This is a genomic window from Immundisolibacter sp. (assembly GCF_041601295.1).
Taxonomy (GTDB): domain Bacteria; phylum Pseudomonadota; class Gammaproteobacteria; order Immundisolibacterales; family Immundisolibacteraceae; genus Immundisolibacter.
Genome location: NZ_JBFIII010000028.1, coordinates 14,632 through 31,139 on the forward strand (window position 1 = coordinate 14,632; position 16,508 = coordinate 31,139).

At 65.3% G+C, this 16,508-nt stretch carries 14 protein-coding genes; 9 read left to right on the top strand and 5 right to left on the bottom strand.

The features are described 5' to 3' along the window. Window positions 1-5: 5 nt before the first annotated feature. Genes ABZF37_RS05475 through ABZF37_RS05490 form a run of 4 tightly spaced genes read left to right on the top strand, consistent with a single transcriptional unit; the run spans window position 6 to window position 6,066 of the window. Window positions 6-1,322, top strand: a complete 1,317-nt coding sequence (locus ABZF37_RS05475; protein WP_372717608.1) for a TolC family protein — start codon at window positions 6-8, stop codon at window positions 1,320-1,322. Continuing rightward, the gene (locus tag ABZF37_RS05480) at window positions 1,319-2,584 is read left to right on the top strand and encodes an efflux RND transporter periplasmic adaptor subunit (protein ID WP_372717610.1); all 1,266 of its coding nucleotides are present in this window, start codon (window positions 1,319-1,321) and stop codon (window positions 2,582-2,584) included. Before ABZF37_RS05475 ends, ABZF37_RS05480 begins: the two co-directional genes overlap by 4 nt. Window positions 2,585-2,591: 7 nt before the next feature. After that, window positions 2,592-2,939: a DUF3147 family protein gene (locus ABZF37_RS05485; RefSeq protein ID WP_372717612.1), complete on the top strand. Its 348-nt coding sequence runs from the start codon at window positions 2,592-2,594 to the stop codon at window positions 2,937-2,939. 10 nt (window positions 2,940-2,949) lie between these two features. Continuing rightward, complete coding sequence (locus ABZF37_RS05490) at window positions 2,950-6,066, top strand: efflux RND transporter permease subunit (RefSeq protein WP_372717614.1); 3,117 nt, start codon at window positions 2,950-2,952, stop codon at window positions 6,064-6,066. Window positions 6,067-6,078: 12 nt separating this feature from the next. Here ABZF37_RS05490 and ABZF37_RS05495 read toward each other — a convergent pair whose 3' ends face one another. Then, a complete protein-coding gene (locus tag ABZF37_RS05495; RefSeq protein ID WP_372717616.1) occupies window positions 6,079-6,699 on the bottom strand; it encodes a TIGR00645 family protein in 621 nt (206 codons plus the stop codon). A gap of 194 nt (window positions 6,700-6,893) precedes the next feature. Between ABZF37_RS05495 and ABZF37_RS05500 the strand changes: the two genes are divergently transcribed. Then, window positions 6,894-7,826 carry a cation diffusion facilitator family transporter gene (locus tag ABZF37_RS05500; RefSeq protein WP_372717618.1) on the top strand — a complete coding sequence of 311 codons (933 nt, stop codon included), beginning with the start codon at window positions 6,894-6,896 and terminating at the stop codon, window positions 7,824-7,826. A 32-nt stretch (window positions 7,827-7,858) separates the two neighbouring features. Here the strand turns inward: ABZF37_RS05500 and ABZF37_RS05505 are convergent, their stop codons facing one another. Next, complete coding sequence (locus ABZF37_RS05505) at window positions 7,859-9,076, bottom strand: acyl-CoA dehydrogenase family protein (protein WP_372717620.1); 1,218 nt, start codon at window positions 9,074-9,076, stop codon at window positions 7,859-7,861. Between the two features lie 231 nt (window positions 9,077-9,307). Between ABZF37_RS05505 and ABZF37_RS05510 the strand changes: the two genes are divergently transcribed. Genes ABZF37_RS05510 through mddA form a run of 4 tightly spaced genes read left to right on the top strand, consistent with a single transcriptional unit; the run spans window position 9,308 to window position 12,784 of the window. After that, window positions 9,308-9,979 carry an ArsR/SmtB family transcription factor gene (locus ABZF37_RS05510; protein ID WP_372717622.1) on the top strand — a complete coding sequence of 224 codons (672 nt, stop codon included), beginning with the start codon at window positions 9,308-9,310 and terminating at the stop codon, window positions 9,977-9,979. Window positions 9,980-10,017: 38 nt separating this feature from the next. Continuing rightward, entirely contained in the window at window positions 10,018-10,755 is a 738-nt protein-coding gene (locus ABZF37_RS05515) for an MBL fold metallo-hydrolase (protein ID WP_372717624.1), read from the top strand. Continuing rightward, on the top strand, window positions 10,755-12,002 hold the full coding sequence (locus ABZF37_RS05520) for an MFS transporter (protein WP_372717626.1): 1,248 nt from the start codon (window positions 10,755-10,757) through the stop codon (window positions 12,000-12,002). Before ABZF37_RS05515 ends, ABZF37_RS05520 begins: the two co-directional genes overlap by 1 nt. Before the next feature lie 41 nt (window positions 12,003-12,043). Beyond that, window positions 12,044-12,784, top strand: a complete 741-nt coding sequence (gene mddA / locus ABZF37_RS05525; protein WP_372717628.1) for a methanethiol S-methyltransferase — start codon at window positions 12,044-12,046, stop codon at window positions 12,782-12,784. Window positions 12,785-12,971: 187 nt separating this feature from the next. Here the strand turns inward: mddA and ABZF37_RS05530 are convergent, their stop codons facing one another. The 3 genes from ABZF37_RS05530 to ABZF37_RS05540 form a co-directional block, all read right to left on the bottom strand. After that, entirely contained in the window at window positions 12,972-13,466 is a 495-nt protein-coding gene (locus ABZF37_RS05530; protein ID WP_372717630.1) for an aromatic-ring-hydroxylating dioxygenase subunit beta, read from the bottom strand. Next, complete coding sequence (locus ABZF37_RS05535; protein ID WP_372717632.1) at window positions 13,459-14,826, bottom strand: Rieske 2Fe-2S domain-containing protein; 1,368 nt, start codon at window positions 14,824-14,826, stop codon at window positions 13,459-13,461. Before ABZF37_RS05535 ends, ABZF37_RS05530 begins: the two co-directional genes overlap by 8 nt. Window positions 14,827-14,984: 158 nt before the next feature. After that, on the bottom strand, window positions 14,985-16,508 hold a 1,524-nt coding region (locus ABZF37_RS05540; RefSeq protein WP_372717634.1), incomplete at its 5' end, for an amidohydrolase family protein.

The window sequence follows — 16,508 nt, forward strand, 5'->3', positions numbered from 1 at the left end:
GCTGCATGTTTTCTTCCTCAATCCGCCGCGCGTGGCTGTGCGCGGCCATGTTGGGCGCGCTCAGCGTGCCTTTGGCTGCGGCGACCGGGACGCCCGACGCGCACCACGTCGATCATCCGGGACCGCATTTCACCTTGGCCGAGGCCCTGGCGCGGGCGCAGGCGCGACACCCGCTGTTCGCGTCCTACCGGGCGCAGTTGCAGGCCGCCGACGGGCGCGCCGTCCAGGCTGGCGTCCGTCCGGCGCCAGCGCTGAACCTCACGGTCGAGAACGCCTTCGGAACCGGCGAGATCAGCGGCTATTCAGCCGCCGAGACCACGCTCGGCTTCAGCCAGCTGATCGAACGCGGCGGCCTACGCGACCGGCGCATCGAAACCGCCGCCGCGGGTCGCCAACAGGTTGCCACCGACGCCGACATTGCGCGTCTGGACCTGCGTGCGGACGTGGCACGCCGCTTCGTGCACGTGCTGTCGGATCAGGCACAGCTTGGCATCACGCGCGAGGCGACCGGGCTTGCCACGAGCACGCTTGCCGAGGTCGAACGGCGGGTCGCGGCGGCGCGCGTGCCGCTGGCCGAGCGTTTGCGGGCGCAGATCTCGCTGGAACGCGCGCGGCTGGCCGAGGAGCACGCCGAGCACGAGCTGCTGTCCTCGCGCCGCCATCTGGCCGCCGCCACCGGCAGCATGCAGGCCGATTTCGGCCTGGCCGAGGGCGACCTGCTGCGCCTGCCACCGGTAGCGGACTTCGAAACCCTGCTGGCACAGGTGCAGGCCACGCCGGACCTGCTGCGCTTTGCCAGCGAAACGCGCCTGCGTGAATCGGAGCTGCGCCTGGCGCAGGCACGCCGCACGCCGGGCCTGACGCTGGGCGCCGGTATTCGCCGGCTGGAAACGAGTGACGACGTGGGCCTGATCTTCTCCGCTTCCATGCCGCTGTTTGGCGCCCCGCGCGAGCGCGGCAACATCCTTGAAAGCGAAGCGCGCCTGGCCCAGGTCGGACCCGAACGCGAACAGGCCATGCTCAAGGCGCAGGCCCGGCTGTACGAAATCTGGCAGGAGCTGAACCACGCCCGGGTCGAGGTCGAGGCACAGCGCGAGCGGGTGGTGCCGGCGGTGGAGCAGGCACTTGAACAGACCCGCCATGCCTACCAACGCGGTCGCTACTCGCTGCTCGAACTGCGTGACGCGCAGGCCGAATGGGCCAGCCAGCGCCGTCGCCTGATCGAAGCGGCGTCCGAGTACCACGGCTATCTGATCGAAATCCAGCGCCTCACCGGCGCACCCGCGCCGGGACCGGCCGCCACCGCATCGAGCCAGCCATGAAACACACCCTGTATCCCTGGACCCTGGTCGCCCTGCTAGGCCTGACGCTGGCCGCCTGCGGCCAGTCTGAAGCGCCCGCCGACGCCAATCCTCCCGCCGTGGAGTCCGAACACAGCGCCGCCGCGACACAAGAAGCGCCCAAAGGCCCGCACAACGGCCGTCTGCTGACGGATGGCGACTTCGTCGTCGAGCTGGCGATCTTTGAATCCGGCGTGCCGCCGGAATACCGCGCCTGGGTGACGAGCAAGGGCAAACCCGTGGCCCCGGACGCCGTTCAACTGACGGTCGAACTGGGCCGCCTGGACGGCGAGAAAAACCTGTTCCGCTTCGCGCCGCAGGAGGATTTTTTGCGCGGCGACGGCGTGGTGACCGAGCCGCATTCCTTCGATGTGAACGTGCAGGCCACGTTTCAGGGCAACACCCATCGCTGGGCGTACGACAGTTACGAAGGCCGGGTCACCATCGCCGCCCAGAGCGCCGGGACCGCTGGTATCGGCACGGATACCGCCGGCCCGCGCCTGATCCGCGACCTGCTGCCGCTGTACGGAAAGATTGCGACCAACCCGGACGCGGTGCGCGATGTGGCAGCGCGCTTTCCCGGGCTGGTCAAGAGCGTAAGCAAGTCGGTGGGCGATACCGTGCGCGCCGGCGAGGTGCTGGCGCGCGTGGAATCCAACGATTCGCTACAGGTCTACACCGTGACGGCGCCGATCGGCGGGGTCATCACGGCGCGCATGACCAATCCCGGCCAGCAGGCTGGCGACAGACCGCTGTTGACGATCAGCGATCTGTCGCAGGTGTGGGCGGAGCTGTCAGTGTTTCCGCGCGACCTGGCGCATATCCGCGTTGGTCAGGAAGTTCGCCTCAAGGCGATTGATGGCGAGCGCAGCGTCAAGGGCACCATCGCACGCATCGCCCCCGCCGCCGGCAACGCCGGCCAGGCGCTGACGGTGTGGGCGAGTTTCGATGCCAGCGACGGCGGCTGGACCCCGGGTCTGTACGTCAACGCCGAGGTCATGGTCGGTGGCGCTCAGGTACCGCTGGCGGTGCAGGCTTCCGGCCTGCAAGCATTTCGGGATTTCACCGTGGTGTTCGCGCGTGTCGGCGAGACCTACGAGGTACGCATGCTGGAATTGGGCCGCAGCGACGGCGAGTACGTGGAGGTACTCGGCGGCCTGAAGCCAGGTACCGAGTATGTCAGCGAAAACAGTTACCTGATCAAGGCCGACATCGAGAAATCCGGCGCTTCGCACGACCACTGAACCGGCCATGGAAACACTCATCAAATACGCCCTGTCGGCGGCGCTGGTGGTGGCGATTTCGGAAGCCGCGCGGCGCCTTTCCTGGCTGGGCGCGCTGCTGGCCTCGCTGCCGCTGGTGTCGGTCCTGGCCATGATCTGGCTGTGGCACGACACGCACGATCCGCAGCGCATTGCGCGGCTGTCGGTCAGCATCTTCTGGCTGGTGCTGCCATCCCTGGTGCTGTTCGTGAGCCTGCCGGTGCTGCTGCGCCGGGGGGTCGGTTTCTATCCGTCCCTGCTCGTGGCCGGTGTGCTCACCGCGCTGTCCTATTTTTTGATGCTGGCGCTGCTGCGGCGCGCCGGCATCGTCCTGTAAGGGTCATCCCATGCTCGAAGCACTGCTTCATTTTTCCATTCACCGGCGCGGCCTGATGCTGGTGCTGGTGTTCGCGCTCGCCGGGCTTGGCGTGTGGAGCTTCCAGCACCTGCCGATCGACGCCGTGCCGGACATCACCAACGTGCAGGTGCAGATCAACACCGAGGCCCCCGGCTACACGCCGCTGGAATCCGAACAGCGCGTGACCTTTGCCGTGGAAACCGCCATGGCCGGGCTGCCGAAACTGGAGTACACCCGCTCGGTGTCCCGTTACGGACTGTCGCAGGTGACGGTGGTGTTCGCGGACGGCACGGATATCTACTTCGCGCGCCAGCAGGTAGCGGAGCGTCTGCAGGCGCTCAAATCGCAGCTTCCAGCGGGGCTGGAACCGCAGCTGGGACCCATCGCCACCGGTCTTGGGGAAATTTTCATGTGGACGGTGGATGCCGAGCCGGGCGCGCGCAACCCGGACGGCTCGCCGGTCACGCCCACCGACCTGCGCCAGGCGCAGGACTGGATCCTGCGCCCGCAGTTGCTGCAGGTACCGGGGGTAATCGAGATCAACAGCATCGGCGGTTACGACAGGCAGTTTCAGATCCGGCCCGATCCGGGTCGCCTGCTGGCCCACGGCGTCAGCTTCGATGACATCGTGCGCGCGGTCCAGGCCAACAATGCCAATCGCGGGGCCGGCTATATCGAACGCAACGGCCAGCAGCAACTCCTCAGGGTGCCGGGGCAAGCCACCGGGCTTGATGATCTGGGCCGCATCGTAGTTGCCGAGCGTGGCGGCGCGCCGGTGCGCGTAAGCGATGTGGCGCAGCTTGGCATTGGCCCGGAACTGCGCACCGGCGCGGCCACGCAAAACGGCCAGGAAGTGGTGCTGGGCACGGTATTCATGCTGGTGGGCGAGAACAGCCGCACGGTCGCGAAAGCGGTCGCCGAAAAACTCGCCGAGGCACAGCGCAGCCTGCCGCCGGGCATCACTGTCAATGTGGTCTACGACCGCACCACGTTGGTAGACAAAACACTCGCTACGGTGGAGAAAAACCTGCTCGAAGGCGCGCTGCTGGTCATCGTGGTGCTGTTCCTGCTGCTGGGCAACATCCGCGCCGCGCTGCTGACCGCCGCGGTGATTCCGCTGGCCATGCTGATGACCTTCACCGGCATGGTGCAGTCGCGCACATCGGCCAATCTGATGAGCCTGGGCGCGCTCGATTTCGGGCTGATCGTGGACGGCGCCGTGATCATCGTCGAGAACTGCCTGCGCCGGCTGGGGATGGCCACGGCCGGCAGCAGGACCTTGAGCGAGCGCGAGCGCCTCGAAGTCGTGTTCGAAGCCACCAACGAAGTGATCCGGCCGTCGCTGTTCGGCGTCGGCATCATCACCGCGGTTTACATTCCGATCTTCGCGCTGACCGGCGTGGAAGGAAAAATGTTCCACCCGATGGCGATCACCGTGGTCACCGCGCTGACTGCCGCGATGCTGTTGTCGCTCACCTTCGTGCCGGCGGCGGTGGCCCTGCTGTTCCGTGGACCGGTCGCCGAGCACGACAATACCCTGATGCGCTGGGCGCGAACTGCCTACACGCCGCTGCTGCGGCTGGCACTGCGCCTGCGGGTGCCGCTGCTGGTACTCACGCTGGGCTTTGTCGTGGCCTGCGGCTGGCTGGCCACGCGCATGGGCTCGGAATTCATCCCGAGCCTCGACGAGGGTGACATCGCCCTGCACGCGCTGCGCATTCCCGGAACCAGTCTTACCCAGGCGGTGCAGATGCAGACCCAGCTCGAAGCCACGCTCAAAAAAGCGCCACAGGTCGAACGGGTCTACACCAAGATTGGCACGGCCGAGATCGCAACCGACCCCATGCCGCCCAATGTCGCCGACACCTTTGTCATGCTCAAGGACCGCAAGGACTGGCCGGATCCGCGCCAGCCAAAAACCGAGGTCGTGAAGGATCTGGAACGCCTGGCCGCCAGCGTGCCCGGCAACAACTACGAGTTCACGCAACCGATCCAGATGCGTTTCAACGAGCTGATATCCGGCGTGCGATCGGACGTGGCGGTGAAGGTCTACGGCGACAATCTGGACACCCTGGCCACGGTCGCGCAGCAGATCGAGCAGGTGCTGGGCACCGTGCCCGGCGCCGCGGATGTCAAGACCGAGCAGACCACCGGCCTGCCGATTCTGACCATCACGCCACGGCGCGAGATGCTGGCCCGCCACGGCCTGAATGTTGCTGATCTGCAAGACTTGGTAGCGGCCGCTTATGGCGGCGAAACCGCCGGCCTGCTGTACGAAGGCGACCGCCGCAGCGACATCGTGGTGCGCCTGCCCGAGACCCTGCGCGGCAATCCGGACGCCATGCTGCGACTGCCGGTGATGCTGCCGGGCGGTGGCTACGTTCCTCTGGGCGAAGTCGCGCAGGTCGAGCTGGGTCTGGGGCCCAACGCCATCAACCGCGAACAGGGCAAACGACGCGTGGTGGTCACCGCCAACGTGCGCGGGCGGGATCTGGGCTCCTTCATCGCCGACGTGCAGCAGCGCATGCGCACGCAGGTGCAGATGCCCTCCGGCTACTGGCTGGATTACGGCGGCACCTTCGAGCAGTTGCAGTCCGCCTCGCGGCGCCTGGCCATCGTGGTGCCGGTCACGCTGGCACTGATCCTGGGCCTGCTGTGGCTGGCGTTTGGCTCGATGCGCGATGCACTGGTGATCTTCAGCGGCGTGCCACTGGCCCTGACCGGCGGCGTGTTGGCGCTGTGGCTGCGCGGCATTCCGCTGTCCATCTCGGCCGGCGTCGGCTTTATCGCCCTGTCCGGCGTGGCTGTGCTCAACGGCCTGGTGATGGTCAGCTTCATCAAAACGCTGCGCCAAGAAGGCCGTGAGATGGATGTAGCCATCACCGAAGGTGCCCTGACCCGCCTGCGCCCGGTGCTGATGACAGCGCTGGTGGCGAGCCTGGGCTTCGTGCCGATGGCGTTCAACACCGGCATCGGCTCGGAGGTGCAGCGTCCGTTGGCCACGGTCGTGATCGGCGGCATCATCTCCTGCACCGTGCTCACGCTGCTGGTGCTACCGGGCTTGTATCGGATGGCGCATCGACGAACGGCCAGGCCGCCGTCCTGAATCAGCGAGGGCTTACTCCAACGGCTTAGGCCAGTGCTCAGCGCGGCTTTTGCCGTTCATTACTCCGGCTGCCCCCCCCATCACCCGGTCGGTCCAGGCGATGCCCAGCGCCGACAGGATAAAGACAACATGAATGATGGTCTGCCACATCACGCTGGCCTCGGTGATGTTGGTGCACCTGAGCCCGGCCGCGACCGTGGAACACAGCGGCAAGGCGCCCATCGTGCCGGCTTCAATGAACGTCTTGAGCAGGTGGATCGAGGAAATGCCGATGATCGCCAACGCCAATTTGACCTTGAGAACCGTGGCGTTGACGTGGGACAGCCATTCCGGCTGGTCCTGGTGGCCCTCAATGCCCAGTCGCGAGACAAAGGTTTCGTAGCCGCCGACGATTACCATGATCAACAGGTTGGAGATCATCACCACGTCGATCAGGCCAAGCACGATCAGCATCACCTGCTGCTCGTTAAGATCAAAGGCACCGAAAACGAGGTGCCACAACTCCTTGACAAAAAGCACCACGTAAACGCCCTGGGCGGCAATCAACCCCAGGTAGAGGGGCACTTGCAGCCAGCGCGCGGAAAAGATCAGGGCCGGTAAAGGCTTGATCTTCGGGTTTTGCGGGGAGGTCATGGGTTAACTGCCGGAAATTTTGCACAGGGTCTGTGCAGGGGCACGGATGGTAACGGGGCGCGCTGGCCGCTGCAAAGGCTGCTCGTGCCGGTGGTCATCAGTAGCTAGAAATTACTGGCAAGCAATGCCGATTAGGCTACCCTGCCCACGGGATTGGGTGTCCTGCCGTTTCGAAATCCGGGCTGTCAAGAAACATGGCTACCGCCAAATACCAGCAAGACAACGCTCGGCATTCCGAGACCCCGCACACGCACGGCGGACACCACCACGGCGGCGATGTCCACGACGGCCGCCTGCTCTGGGCGCTCGGGCTGACGACCGGTTTCATGGTGATCGAAGTCCTCGCCGGCCTGTGGAGCGGCTCCCTGGCGCTGATCGCCGATGCCGGTCACATGCTGACCGATTCCGCGTCGCTGGCCCTGGCCTTGTTCGCCGCCATTACCAGCCGACGCGTCGCCGACGAGTTGCGTACCTTCGGCTATGGGCGGGCACGCGTGCTGGCGGCCTTCGTGAACGGCATGCTGCTGCTGCTGATCTCGGCGTGGATCGTCATCGAGGCCGCGCAGCGCCTGCGCGAACCGGTGCCCATTCTTGCCGGTCCCATGCTGGCGGTGGCCATCGCCGGGCTGCTGGTCAATGTGATCGGCTACCTGATACTGCGCGGTGGCGCCGACATCAACACCCGCGGTGCCCTGGCCCATGTGTTGAGTGATTTGCTCGGGTCGGTCGCCGCCATTACCGCGGCCGGTGTCATTCTGCTGACCGGATGGACACCGGCCGACCCACTGTTATCGGTGGTCGTGGCGGCGCTGATCGTTCGCACCGGCTGGCGGGTAGTGCGCGAATCGGGACACGCGTTGCTTGAGGGCAGCCCGCCCGGCTTCGACGCGGAACGGTTGCGAAACTCGCTGTTACAGACCCTGCCCGATGTGCTCGACGTCCACCATATCCACGCCTGGACCGTCGATGCCGACGAGGCCTACCTCACGCTGCACGTGCAGGTCGCGGAAAGCCTGGCGCCTGACGCAGCCATTGCCGCGGTTCAGCGCCATCTGGCGGAGCATTTCCAGTTCCGGCACACCACAGTGCAAGTGGAACACCGCCACTGCCCGGCGCCGGATCACTGAGTCCGGGCTGCGCTGAATAAAGCAACGATTCCTTAGCCTGAGCTGCCGCCGGCTGTCCGGCCGCGTGGGTAGCGATAACTCACGCGATGGCGCTCGGCGTCCTTGATGCCCAGCGCGTCTTCGGCGATCAGGATGCGCTGCACCGCCGGGGCGCCCTCCCCGACCAGGAATACATGCGCATAGCTGACCAGGTGGGCGATGCGGTACTCGCTCGCCAACCCATAGCCGCCGAAAAGTTCCTGCGCACTGGCCGCCGCCTGTTTCAGGGCGAACGAGGCCGCCAGCTTGGCCTGGGCGGCAACCCGGTTGGCCGGGCGATCCTGATCCATCAGGGTGGCGGCCTGCCAGGTCATCAGGCGCGCCGCCTCGACGCTGACCAGCGCGTCGGCGAGCGCCGCCTGCGTCATCTGGTAACTGGCCAGCGGCCGACCGCGGATCGGTCGCTGCTGAACATACTGGATCGCTTCCTCCAGGCAGGCGCGGGCAATACCGACCGCGCGCGCCGCCACTGATACCCGCCCGGCCTGAATGGCATGCATGGCCAGGCGAAAGCCGTCGCCCTCGGCGCCGATGCGGTTCTCGACCGGCACCTCGAAATCCTCCAGCACTACCTCGCATGAGCGGGTCATCCTGGACAAACCGACGAAGTCGATCGGCTGCGCGGAATAACCGGGATACTTTCGCGGCTCGACCACAAAGGCGGTAATGCCGTTGTGGCCGGCGTCGCGATCGGTGCGGGCAAACAGCACGCCAGTGTCGGTCTGGTCGGCCAGCGTCGCAAACATCTTGCGACCGTTCAGCAGGTAACGATCGCCCCGCCGCTGGGCAAAGGTTTTGAGGTTGCCGGCGGCGTCGGAGCCCCCGCCGGACTCGGTCAGCGACCACAGGCCGATGGCCCGCCCACCGATAAGGTCCGGAATGAACCGCTGGCACTGCTCATCCGTGCCTCCGACAAAAATCGTGTACGGGCAGGTCATGGCCTGCTGGTTCTGACACAGCGCGAAGCCCGGATTCAGGCGCGCCATTTCCTCGGCCAGCACGGCCATGGCCAGAAAGCCGAGGTCGGTTCCACCGAGCTGCGACGGGAACACCAAGCCGAACCAGCCCGCCTCGCCGGTTTTTTGCACCAGAGCGCGAGGGAATTCGCCAGCGGCCTCGAACGACGGCAACGCGGGCAGGATCTCGCGCTGCATGAACTGCACAAAGGCCTCGCGCAGTTCGCGGATGTCCGGCGACAGAAAATCGTCCATGAAGGGTTCTCGTTGGGCGGCGGGTGCTGGCCTGGCACAGCGTAGCGCAGCCTACCGATCGCTGACACGGCCAAGCCGAAAGTATCCGGCGACCTGCCAAACGACCGGCGGAGCAACGCTTCGCGGCTCTTCACAGTCTCACGGTTGGCCACCCGCCACGCACCGGGCGCGCCGCGACGCCAGTCATTGTGGCGCTTTGACAAACAATCCAATGATTATTAGATTGATGCCATGAACAAGCGAAGCACCAAAAATCTCCTGTACGAACAGGTCGCCCGTATCGGCAAGGCCATCAGCAGTCCGAAGCGACTCGAGCTGCTGGAGGTGCTGGCCCAGGCGGAGAAAACAGTCGAGGTCCTGGCCGCCGAGCTCGACATCGACATGCGGCTGGCAAGCGCCCATCTGAAAGCCCTGCGCGAAGCGCGGCTGGTGGTGGCCCGACGTGCGGGCAAGCACATGATCTACCGCCTGAGCGACGACGACGTCGCCGGCCTGTGGGTCACGCTGCGCGAGGTCGCCGAGACTCACCTGGCCGAGCTGCGCCTCGCGCTGGACAAGCTTACGACCGATCCGCGACAGCTGGTCTCGCTGGGTCGGGCCGAACTGCTTGATCAGGCAAGACGCGGCGAAATCACCGTCATCGATGTGCGCCCACGGGACGAGTACCAGGCCGCCCACCTGCCGCATGCGCGTTGCATGCCCCTGGCCGAGATCGAGCAACGCCTCGACGAGTTGCCACGCGATCGCGAAATCGTTGCCTACTGCCGCGGTCCGTTCTGCCTGCTGGCCGGGGAGGCGCTGGCACTGCTCGCCCGGCGCGGATTCCGGGTCCGCAAGCTCGCGGATGGGGTCAGCGAGTGGCAGGCAGCGGGCCTGCCGATCGAGCGCACAGCGGCCGCCTGACCGGCAACGATCAAACTACCGAGCCTGGAGAAACCATTATGTTTTTCAAGCAATTCGCGACCAAAGATGCTTCGTTGTCTTATTTCTTCGGCTGCGCCGGTCACGGCAAGGCGGTTGCCGTGGATGTCCTGGCCGGCGATGAGGATTGGTTCATCACCGAGGCCGAGCGCGCGCAGGTGCGCATCACTCACGTCATCGACACCCATGTCCACGCCGACCACTACTCTGGTGGGCGCGCACTCGCCCAGCGCGTAGGCGCGCCCTACTGCCTGCACGAGTCGGACCGCGGCCAGGTCGGGTTCGAATTCACACCGCTGGTGGACGATCAACTGATCGAGGTTGGCAACGTCCAGATCCAGGTGCTGCACACCCCCGGCCACACTCCGGACAGCGTCTGCCTGCTGGTCTCGGACCTGCGCCGCGCGCAGGCACCCTGGTTCGTGCTCACCGGCGACACTCTGTTCGTGGGCGCCATCGGACGCCCGGATCTGGCTGGCCGCGAGCGTGAAATGGCCGGGCTGCTCTACGACAGCCTGCACTCCCGCCTTATGAAGTTGCCAGACGAGGTCGAGATCTACCCCGGGCATCAGGCCGGCAGCCTCTGCGGCGCCGGACTGTCCGGCAAACCGGCTTCGACGCTGGGCTTCGAGAAGCGCTGGAACCTGGCTCTGGCGCAGGGCAAGGCGGCGTTTATCGACGCGGTGACCAGGGACATCCCGCCCCGCCCGGCAGACATGGAGACGATGGTGCGCGCCAACCGGGGACTCGCTGCCTGATGCAAGCGGCGCCGACCGTTCGCCTGGGCCTGCGCGAGAACCTGCCGCAGTTCGCGTTGCTGGTGCTGGTGAATGCCTTCGTCGGCGCCATGGTCGGGCTGGAGCGCAGCATCCTGCCGGCTATCGCCGAACAGGAATTCCACCTCGCCGCACGCACCGCGATCCTGTCCTTCATTGTCGTGTTCGGCATTACCAAGGCACTCACCAATTACTTCGCTGGACGCCTGTCGGACCGCTATGGACGCAAGCATGTGCTGGTGGCCGGCTGGCTGGTTGCCGCGCCAGTGCCCTTCCTGCTGATGTGGGCGCCAAGCTGGAACTGGGTGCTGGCCGCCAATGTGCTGCTGGGCGCCAGCCAGGGACTGACCTGGTCCACCACTGTCATCATGAAAATCGACCTGGTTGGTCCCAAACAGCGCGGCCTGGCCATGGGGCTCAACGAGTTTTCGGGCTACCTCGCGGTGGCGGCGAGCGCGCTGGCCACCGGCTGGCTCGCCGCCCGTTACGGCCTGCGGCCCGAGCCGTTTTATCTGGGCGTCGGCTACGTCGCTGTGGGCTTGCTGCTGTCTGTGCTCGCGGTGCGCGAGACCCGTCACCACGTGGCCCACGAGGTACGGGTCCATCATGCCGGGGTCGATAGCCCGCCGCTGAGCCAGCGCCAGATATTCCGCCGCACCTCGCTCGGCGACCGCAACCTGTCTAGCGTCAGCCAGGCGGGTTTGATCAACAACCTGAACGACGGCATGGCCTGGGGCCTGTTCCCGCTGTTCTTTGCCGCGGCCGGGATGTCGCTGCGCCAGATCGGCACGCTGGCGGCCATCTATCCGGGTGTGTGGGGCATCGGCCAGTTGCTCGCTGGCGCCTGGTCCGACCGCATCGGCCGCAAATGGCTCATCGTGTGGGGTATGTGGATCCAGGCCGGCGGTATCGCAGTCACTGCAACCGCCAGCGGCTTCGCGGGCTTCGCCACCGGCGGGACGCTGCTTGGCATCGGCACCGCAATGGTCTACCCCACCCTGCTCGCCACCATCGGCGATGTCGCACACCCAAGTTGGCGTGCGTCAGCGGTGGGTGTCTACCGGCTGTGGCGCGATCTGGGTTACGCGGTGGGCGCCCTGCTGGCTGGTATCACCGCTGACCTGTTTGGACTGCCTGCGGCCCTGTGGCTGGTGGCCGGCCTGACCGCATTGTCGGGTCTGGTTGCGGCAGGCCGAATGAGCGAAACTCTTGCGAAGGAACCCGCTTGAGCGATTGATAGAAGAATCACTTGCAGTGTGGAGGGTGAGTCATGGGCAGAATGCTGGCACTGTTATACGGTGCGGTTTGCTATTTGATTTTTCTGATTGCGTTTCTTTATGCAATTGGATTCGTCGGCAATCTGCTGGTGCCAAAGTCGATCGATTCAGGCGCCGCAGGCCCGTTTGCTCAGGCCTTACTGGTCAACGTGGCATTAATGAGCATCTTCGCGGTCCAACACAGCGTCATGGCACGACCGGCGTTCAAAAAGTGGTGGACCCGCTTCGTTCCCAGGACTATTGAGCGCAGTACCTATGTGTTGTTGTCGAGTCTGGCGCTGATTCTGCTTTACTGGCAATGGCAGCCAATGGCTGGAACCGTTTGGGACATCCAGAATGCGGCCGGGCGTGCGGTGATGTGGGTGCTTTTCGGGGCGGGGTGGTTGATGGTCCTGATCAGCACTTTCCTGATCAGTCATTTTGATCTGTTCGGGTTGCGACAGGTCTACCTTAACTGGCGGGGCCAGGAGTACACCGACATCAGTTTCAGGACGCCGTTTCTTTATAGACTGGTGCGGCACCCGATCATGCTGGGATTCATTATCGGCTTCTGGGCGATACCCCGAATGTCCACCGCCCATCTGCTGTTCGCGGGCGTAACGACTGCCTACATCCTGATTGCGCTTCAGCTGGAGGAGCGCGATCTGGTCAGTTATTACGGAGCCGCCTACGAAAAGTACAAGAAGCAGGTTTCGATGATCCTGCCGTTTCCCAGGAAAAATGTAGACAACTAGGGAAACGCTGAACTATTCAGTGTTTCCCGCAGCCATCGGAAAACCACGCTTTTCCAATGGCAGGCGCTGAGAAAGCCAGGATGGATTGATTCAGCGCTTTCCTAGGACCGCCTCGCGGCGAGGTTGACCGGAACAAATAAGCTGCCGCTGGTCCGAGGTTCAGGCGGCTGCCTGGACCGGGCCCGCCTCACACCTGATACAGGTCAAAATACGACGGCACGCAGTCGCTCAGGAGCGTGATCTTCTTTTTGGCAATCCGCCAGGCGCCCGGCTGGCTCGTCAGCAGGTAGTCGTAAAAGCCGAACAGGCTGCTGGCGATTTTTTCCTTGTAGCTGTCGACCCGCCAGGTAGCGTGCACGGCCAGACCATCCGCAGTGACCTCCAGCAGGCGCACATTGCTTATGGCGTGACAGGTACGCGGCAATACGCGATGCGCCGGAGCGGCCGTCGACTTGATTCGCCAGACACGCTCTTCGAGACCCGCGCGGCTGTCGTAGTAAACCAGCGAGACCTCGCCCTGTGGATCGGCGGTGGGCACGAATTCGTCTTTCCAGGCCGGCACCCAGAACTCGCAGTCCGGCGTGTACAGCGCCAGCCAGTCGTCCCAGCGGCGCTGGTCCAGGCAGGCTGCCTCGTCGAACAGTAGCCGACGGGCCTGCTCCAGCGTTGCTGCTTCAGTCATGGGTCGCGGCTTCCAGGCGTCGGCGCCACTCGCGGTAGAAGCCGCGAAACACGGTCTCGTCCTGCACCTCGACGCCGCTGCATGATTCGAGTGGCCGGATGCCGATTTCCCGGGCGTGGCTGTCCGGACCGTCCACGACGTATTGCATGCCGCGCGAGAAGCCCTGAATCCATTCGCTGTTCGCATGGGCCAGGCCACCGGCGTGAATGTCCTCGTAACAGGCCACGTCGTCCGGGGTCGCAATGCCGCTGGCGTTGAAGAAATCCTCGTACTGACGCAGGCGGCGACGCCGGCCCTCGCGTGGCTCGCCGCGCGGCGCCAGACAGAACATGGTCATCTCGGTGCGGTCCACCGCCAGCGGGCGAATCACCCGCAACTGCATGCAGGCGCTATCCACGAACTGGATGTTCGGAAAGAAATTGAGCACCCGTGGGCGGAACATCCACTCCACCTTGTGCGCATCGACACCGCGCGTCAGCAAATCATCGCGCATGGCCCACAGGGCGCGGTTCTCGCGCAGCGGATCGGAACCCCAGAACACGGTGTGCCCATGCGGGAAGGTGTAAGTGCCCGCCTGCAGGCCGGACAAAGCCCCCAGGTTGACCGCTTTTACCTTGTCGGCACCCGCCGCGGACGCCTCGCGTTCGCCGCGCTGCTGAACGATCTTGGCAAACGTGGAGTGCACCGTGGTCAGGTGGTAGATATCCATGGTGTTCTCGACCTGCAACTTCCAGTTGCCGCGGTACACGTAGGTCACCTCGCCGGGCAGGATTTCCATGCCCTGCGCTGACTGCTCAGCGAAGGTATCGATAAAAAAACGCGTATCGCCCAGGTAATCGGCCAGGGCCGGCACATCCGCGCGCAGCGCACCGAATACAAAGCCCTGGTAACTGGTCAGGTGGGCCAGCGGCGTCAGGTCATGCCGCTCGCCGTCGAAGCCCGGCGCATAGCCGGCCTGCGACTGGTCCTTGATCTTTACGCAGTGCCCGGCCGAGTCGAAACACCAGGCGTGGTAAGGACACATCTGCACCTGCGCCGTGCCATGGCGAGCCGTGTACAACCGCGTACCACGGTGGGGGCAGGCGTTGACGAAACCGCGCAAGGCGCCGTCCTCACCACGCAATACCACCACCGGCGTACGACCAAGCTGGGTGGTATAGAAATCGTGCGGGTTTGGCAGCTGACTCTCATGGCACAGAAAGACCCAGCCGGCTTCGAATACGTGGGCCATTTCGAGCTCAAACAGTGCCTGATCACGAAACAGATCGCGGTGCACGTTAAAAGCCTGCGGCTCGTCGATGAAGTAGCGGCCGGGGTCAGTCAGCGCCGTGTGACCGGTTTCGGTGACGCGCATGTCCATGGGATACCCTCCAGAACCGTTGGTGTATGCACAACGCGGCACAGGAATGTACCGCCCAACTCAAGGCTCCACGCCGTGAGTTGGAAGGACTCCGAAAGTCACACCTTGCGGAGCCCGTGGTCTGAGCGGTCCAGGATGGACCGGTTCAGACCGTCCAATCAGTTCACGGCCACGCCGGGCAACGCGCCGGTGTGCTGGCCGTGATCGAACACCACGCTGCCGTTGACGATGGTGTAGTCGATGCCACGCGCCTCGGCAATCATGCGTTTGCCGCCGGCCGGCAGGTCGGCCACCAGGTGCGGGCGGCGGTCGGAACCGACCGTCTGCGGGTCGAACACCACAATGTCGGCCCAGTAACCCTCTCGCAGCAGGCCCCGCTCGCGGATGCCAAACAGGCCGGCTGCCTCGGACGTGATGCGCTGCACGGCGCGCTGCAGGCTCATCAGGCCGCGCTCGCGCACCCAGTAACCGAGCAGATAGGTGGTGTAGCCGGCCTCGCACAGCATGTCCACGTGCGCGCCGCCGTCGCCCAGGCCAATGCGGATACGCGGGTCGGTCAGCATGCGGGCCAGGTTGTCGTCGTCCGAGTTCGCGACCGCCACCCGAAAACGCGTATTCACCTCGTCGGCGATCGCCAGGTCCAGGAAGGTGTCGCACGGATCGGCCCCGCGCTCGGCGGCAATGTCCGCCACCGTGCGGCCCAGCAGCGGCTGCAGGTCGGGGTTGTCCGCCGACAGCAGCTCGAAGTGGTTCCAGTCGCGCACCAGGGACCGGCCCTCGGCCATGTCGGCCCGGAACGTACGCCTGAAGTCCGCATCGGCGTACAGTGCCTTCTGGACCTCGACCGTCTGGTTGAAGGCCGCCTTCCAGGCCGGCAGTGGCGCGAACATGAACGGATTGCGCACATCCGCCTCAGCCATGAACGGCCGCACCACGGTCTGCGGATAGCAGCCCTTGGCGGTGAGGTGCGCGGCCCGCTCCACGGCGGCAAAGGCGCAGCCGGGACTGGAGTTCAGGTCCAGCAGCGTCAACCAGGTCACCGGCCGGCCGCTTTCCTCGCACAGCAGCTCCAGCAGGGCGAGGTCCTCGTCCTGCAGGTGGGCCAGTTTCTTGGTGACCGCAATCTCGATGCCGCCGCGACCGTGTTTGCCGAGCGTTCGCGCGTAGGCGGCAAACTCGTCGTTGCTGGTCAGCCGGCTGGCCAGCGGTGCGCCGTTGTAGCCAACATGATTGGGCTGCTGGGAGGAACTGAAGCCGAGCGCCCCGGCCGACAGGGCGTCGCCGAGCAGGCCGCACAAGGTGTCGGTCTCGGCGACGGTCGCCGCCCGCTCGCTGGCGGCGTCGCCCAGCGTATAGGTGCGCAGTGGCGACAGCGGCACCAGAAAGCCGAGGTTAATGGCGCTGCCGCGACCCAGCGTGGCGGCCATGAATTCGCCGAAGGATTCCCACTGCCAGTCGATGCCGGCCTCCAGTACCTCGCGCGACATGGCCTCGACGTTGATCAGATCCCACAGCGCGCGCTCGCGTGTGTCTGGCCGGCACGGGGCAAGGCCCACGCCGCAGTTGCCAATCACCGTGGTGGTGATGCCGTGCCACGCGGTTGGCGTGACCAGGGCATCCCAGGACAGTTGCGCGTCGTAATGGGTGTGCGGATCGATAAACCCCGGTGCGACTGCCCGCCC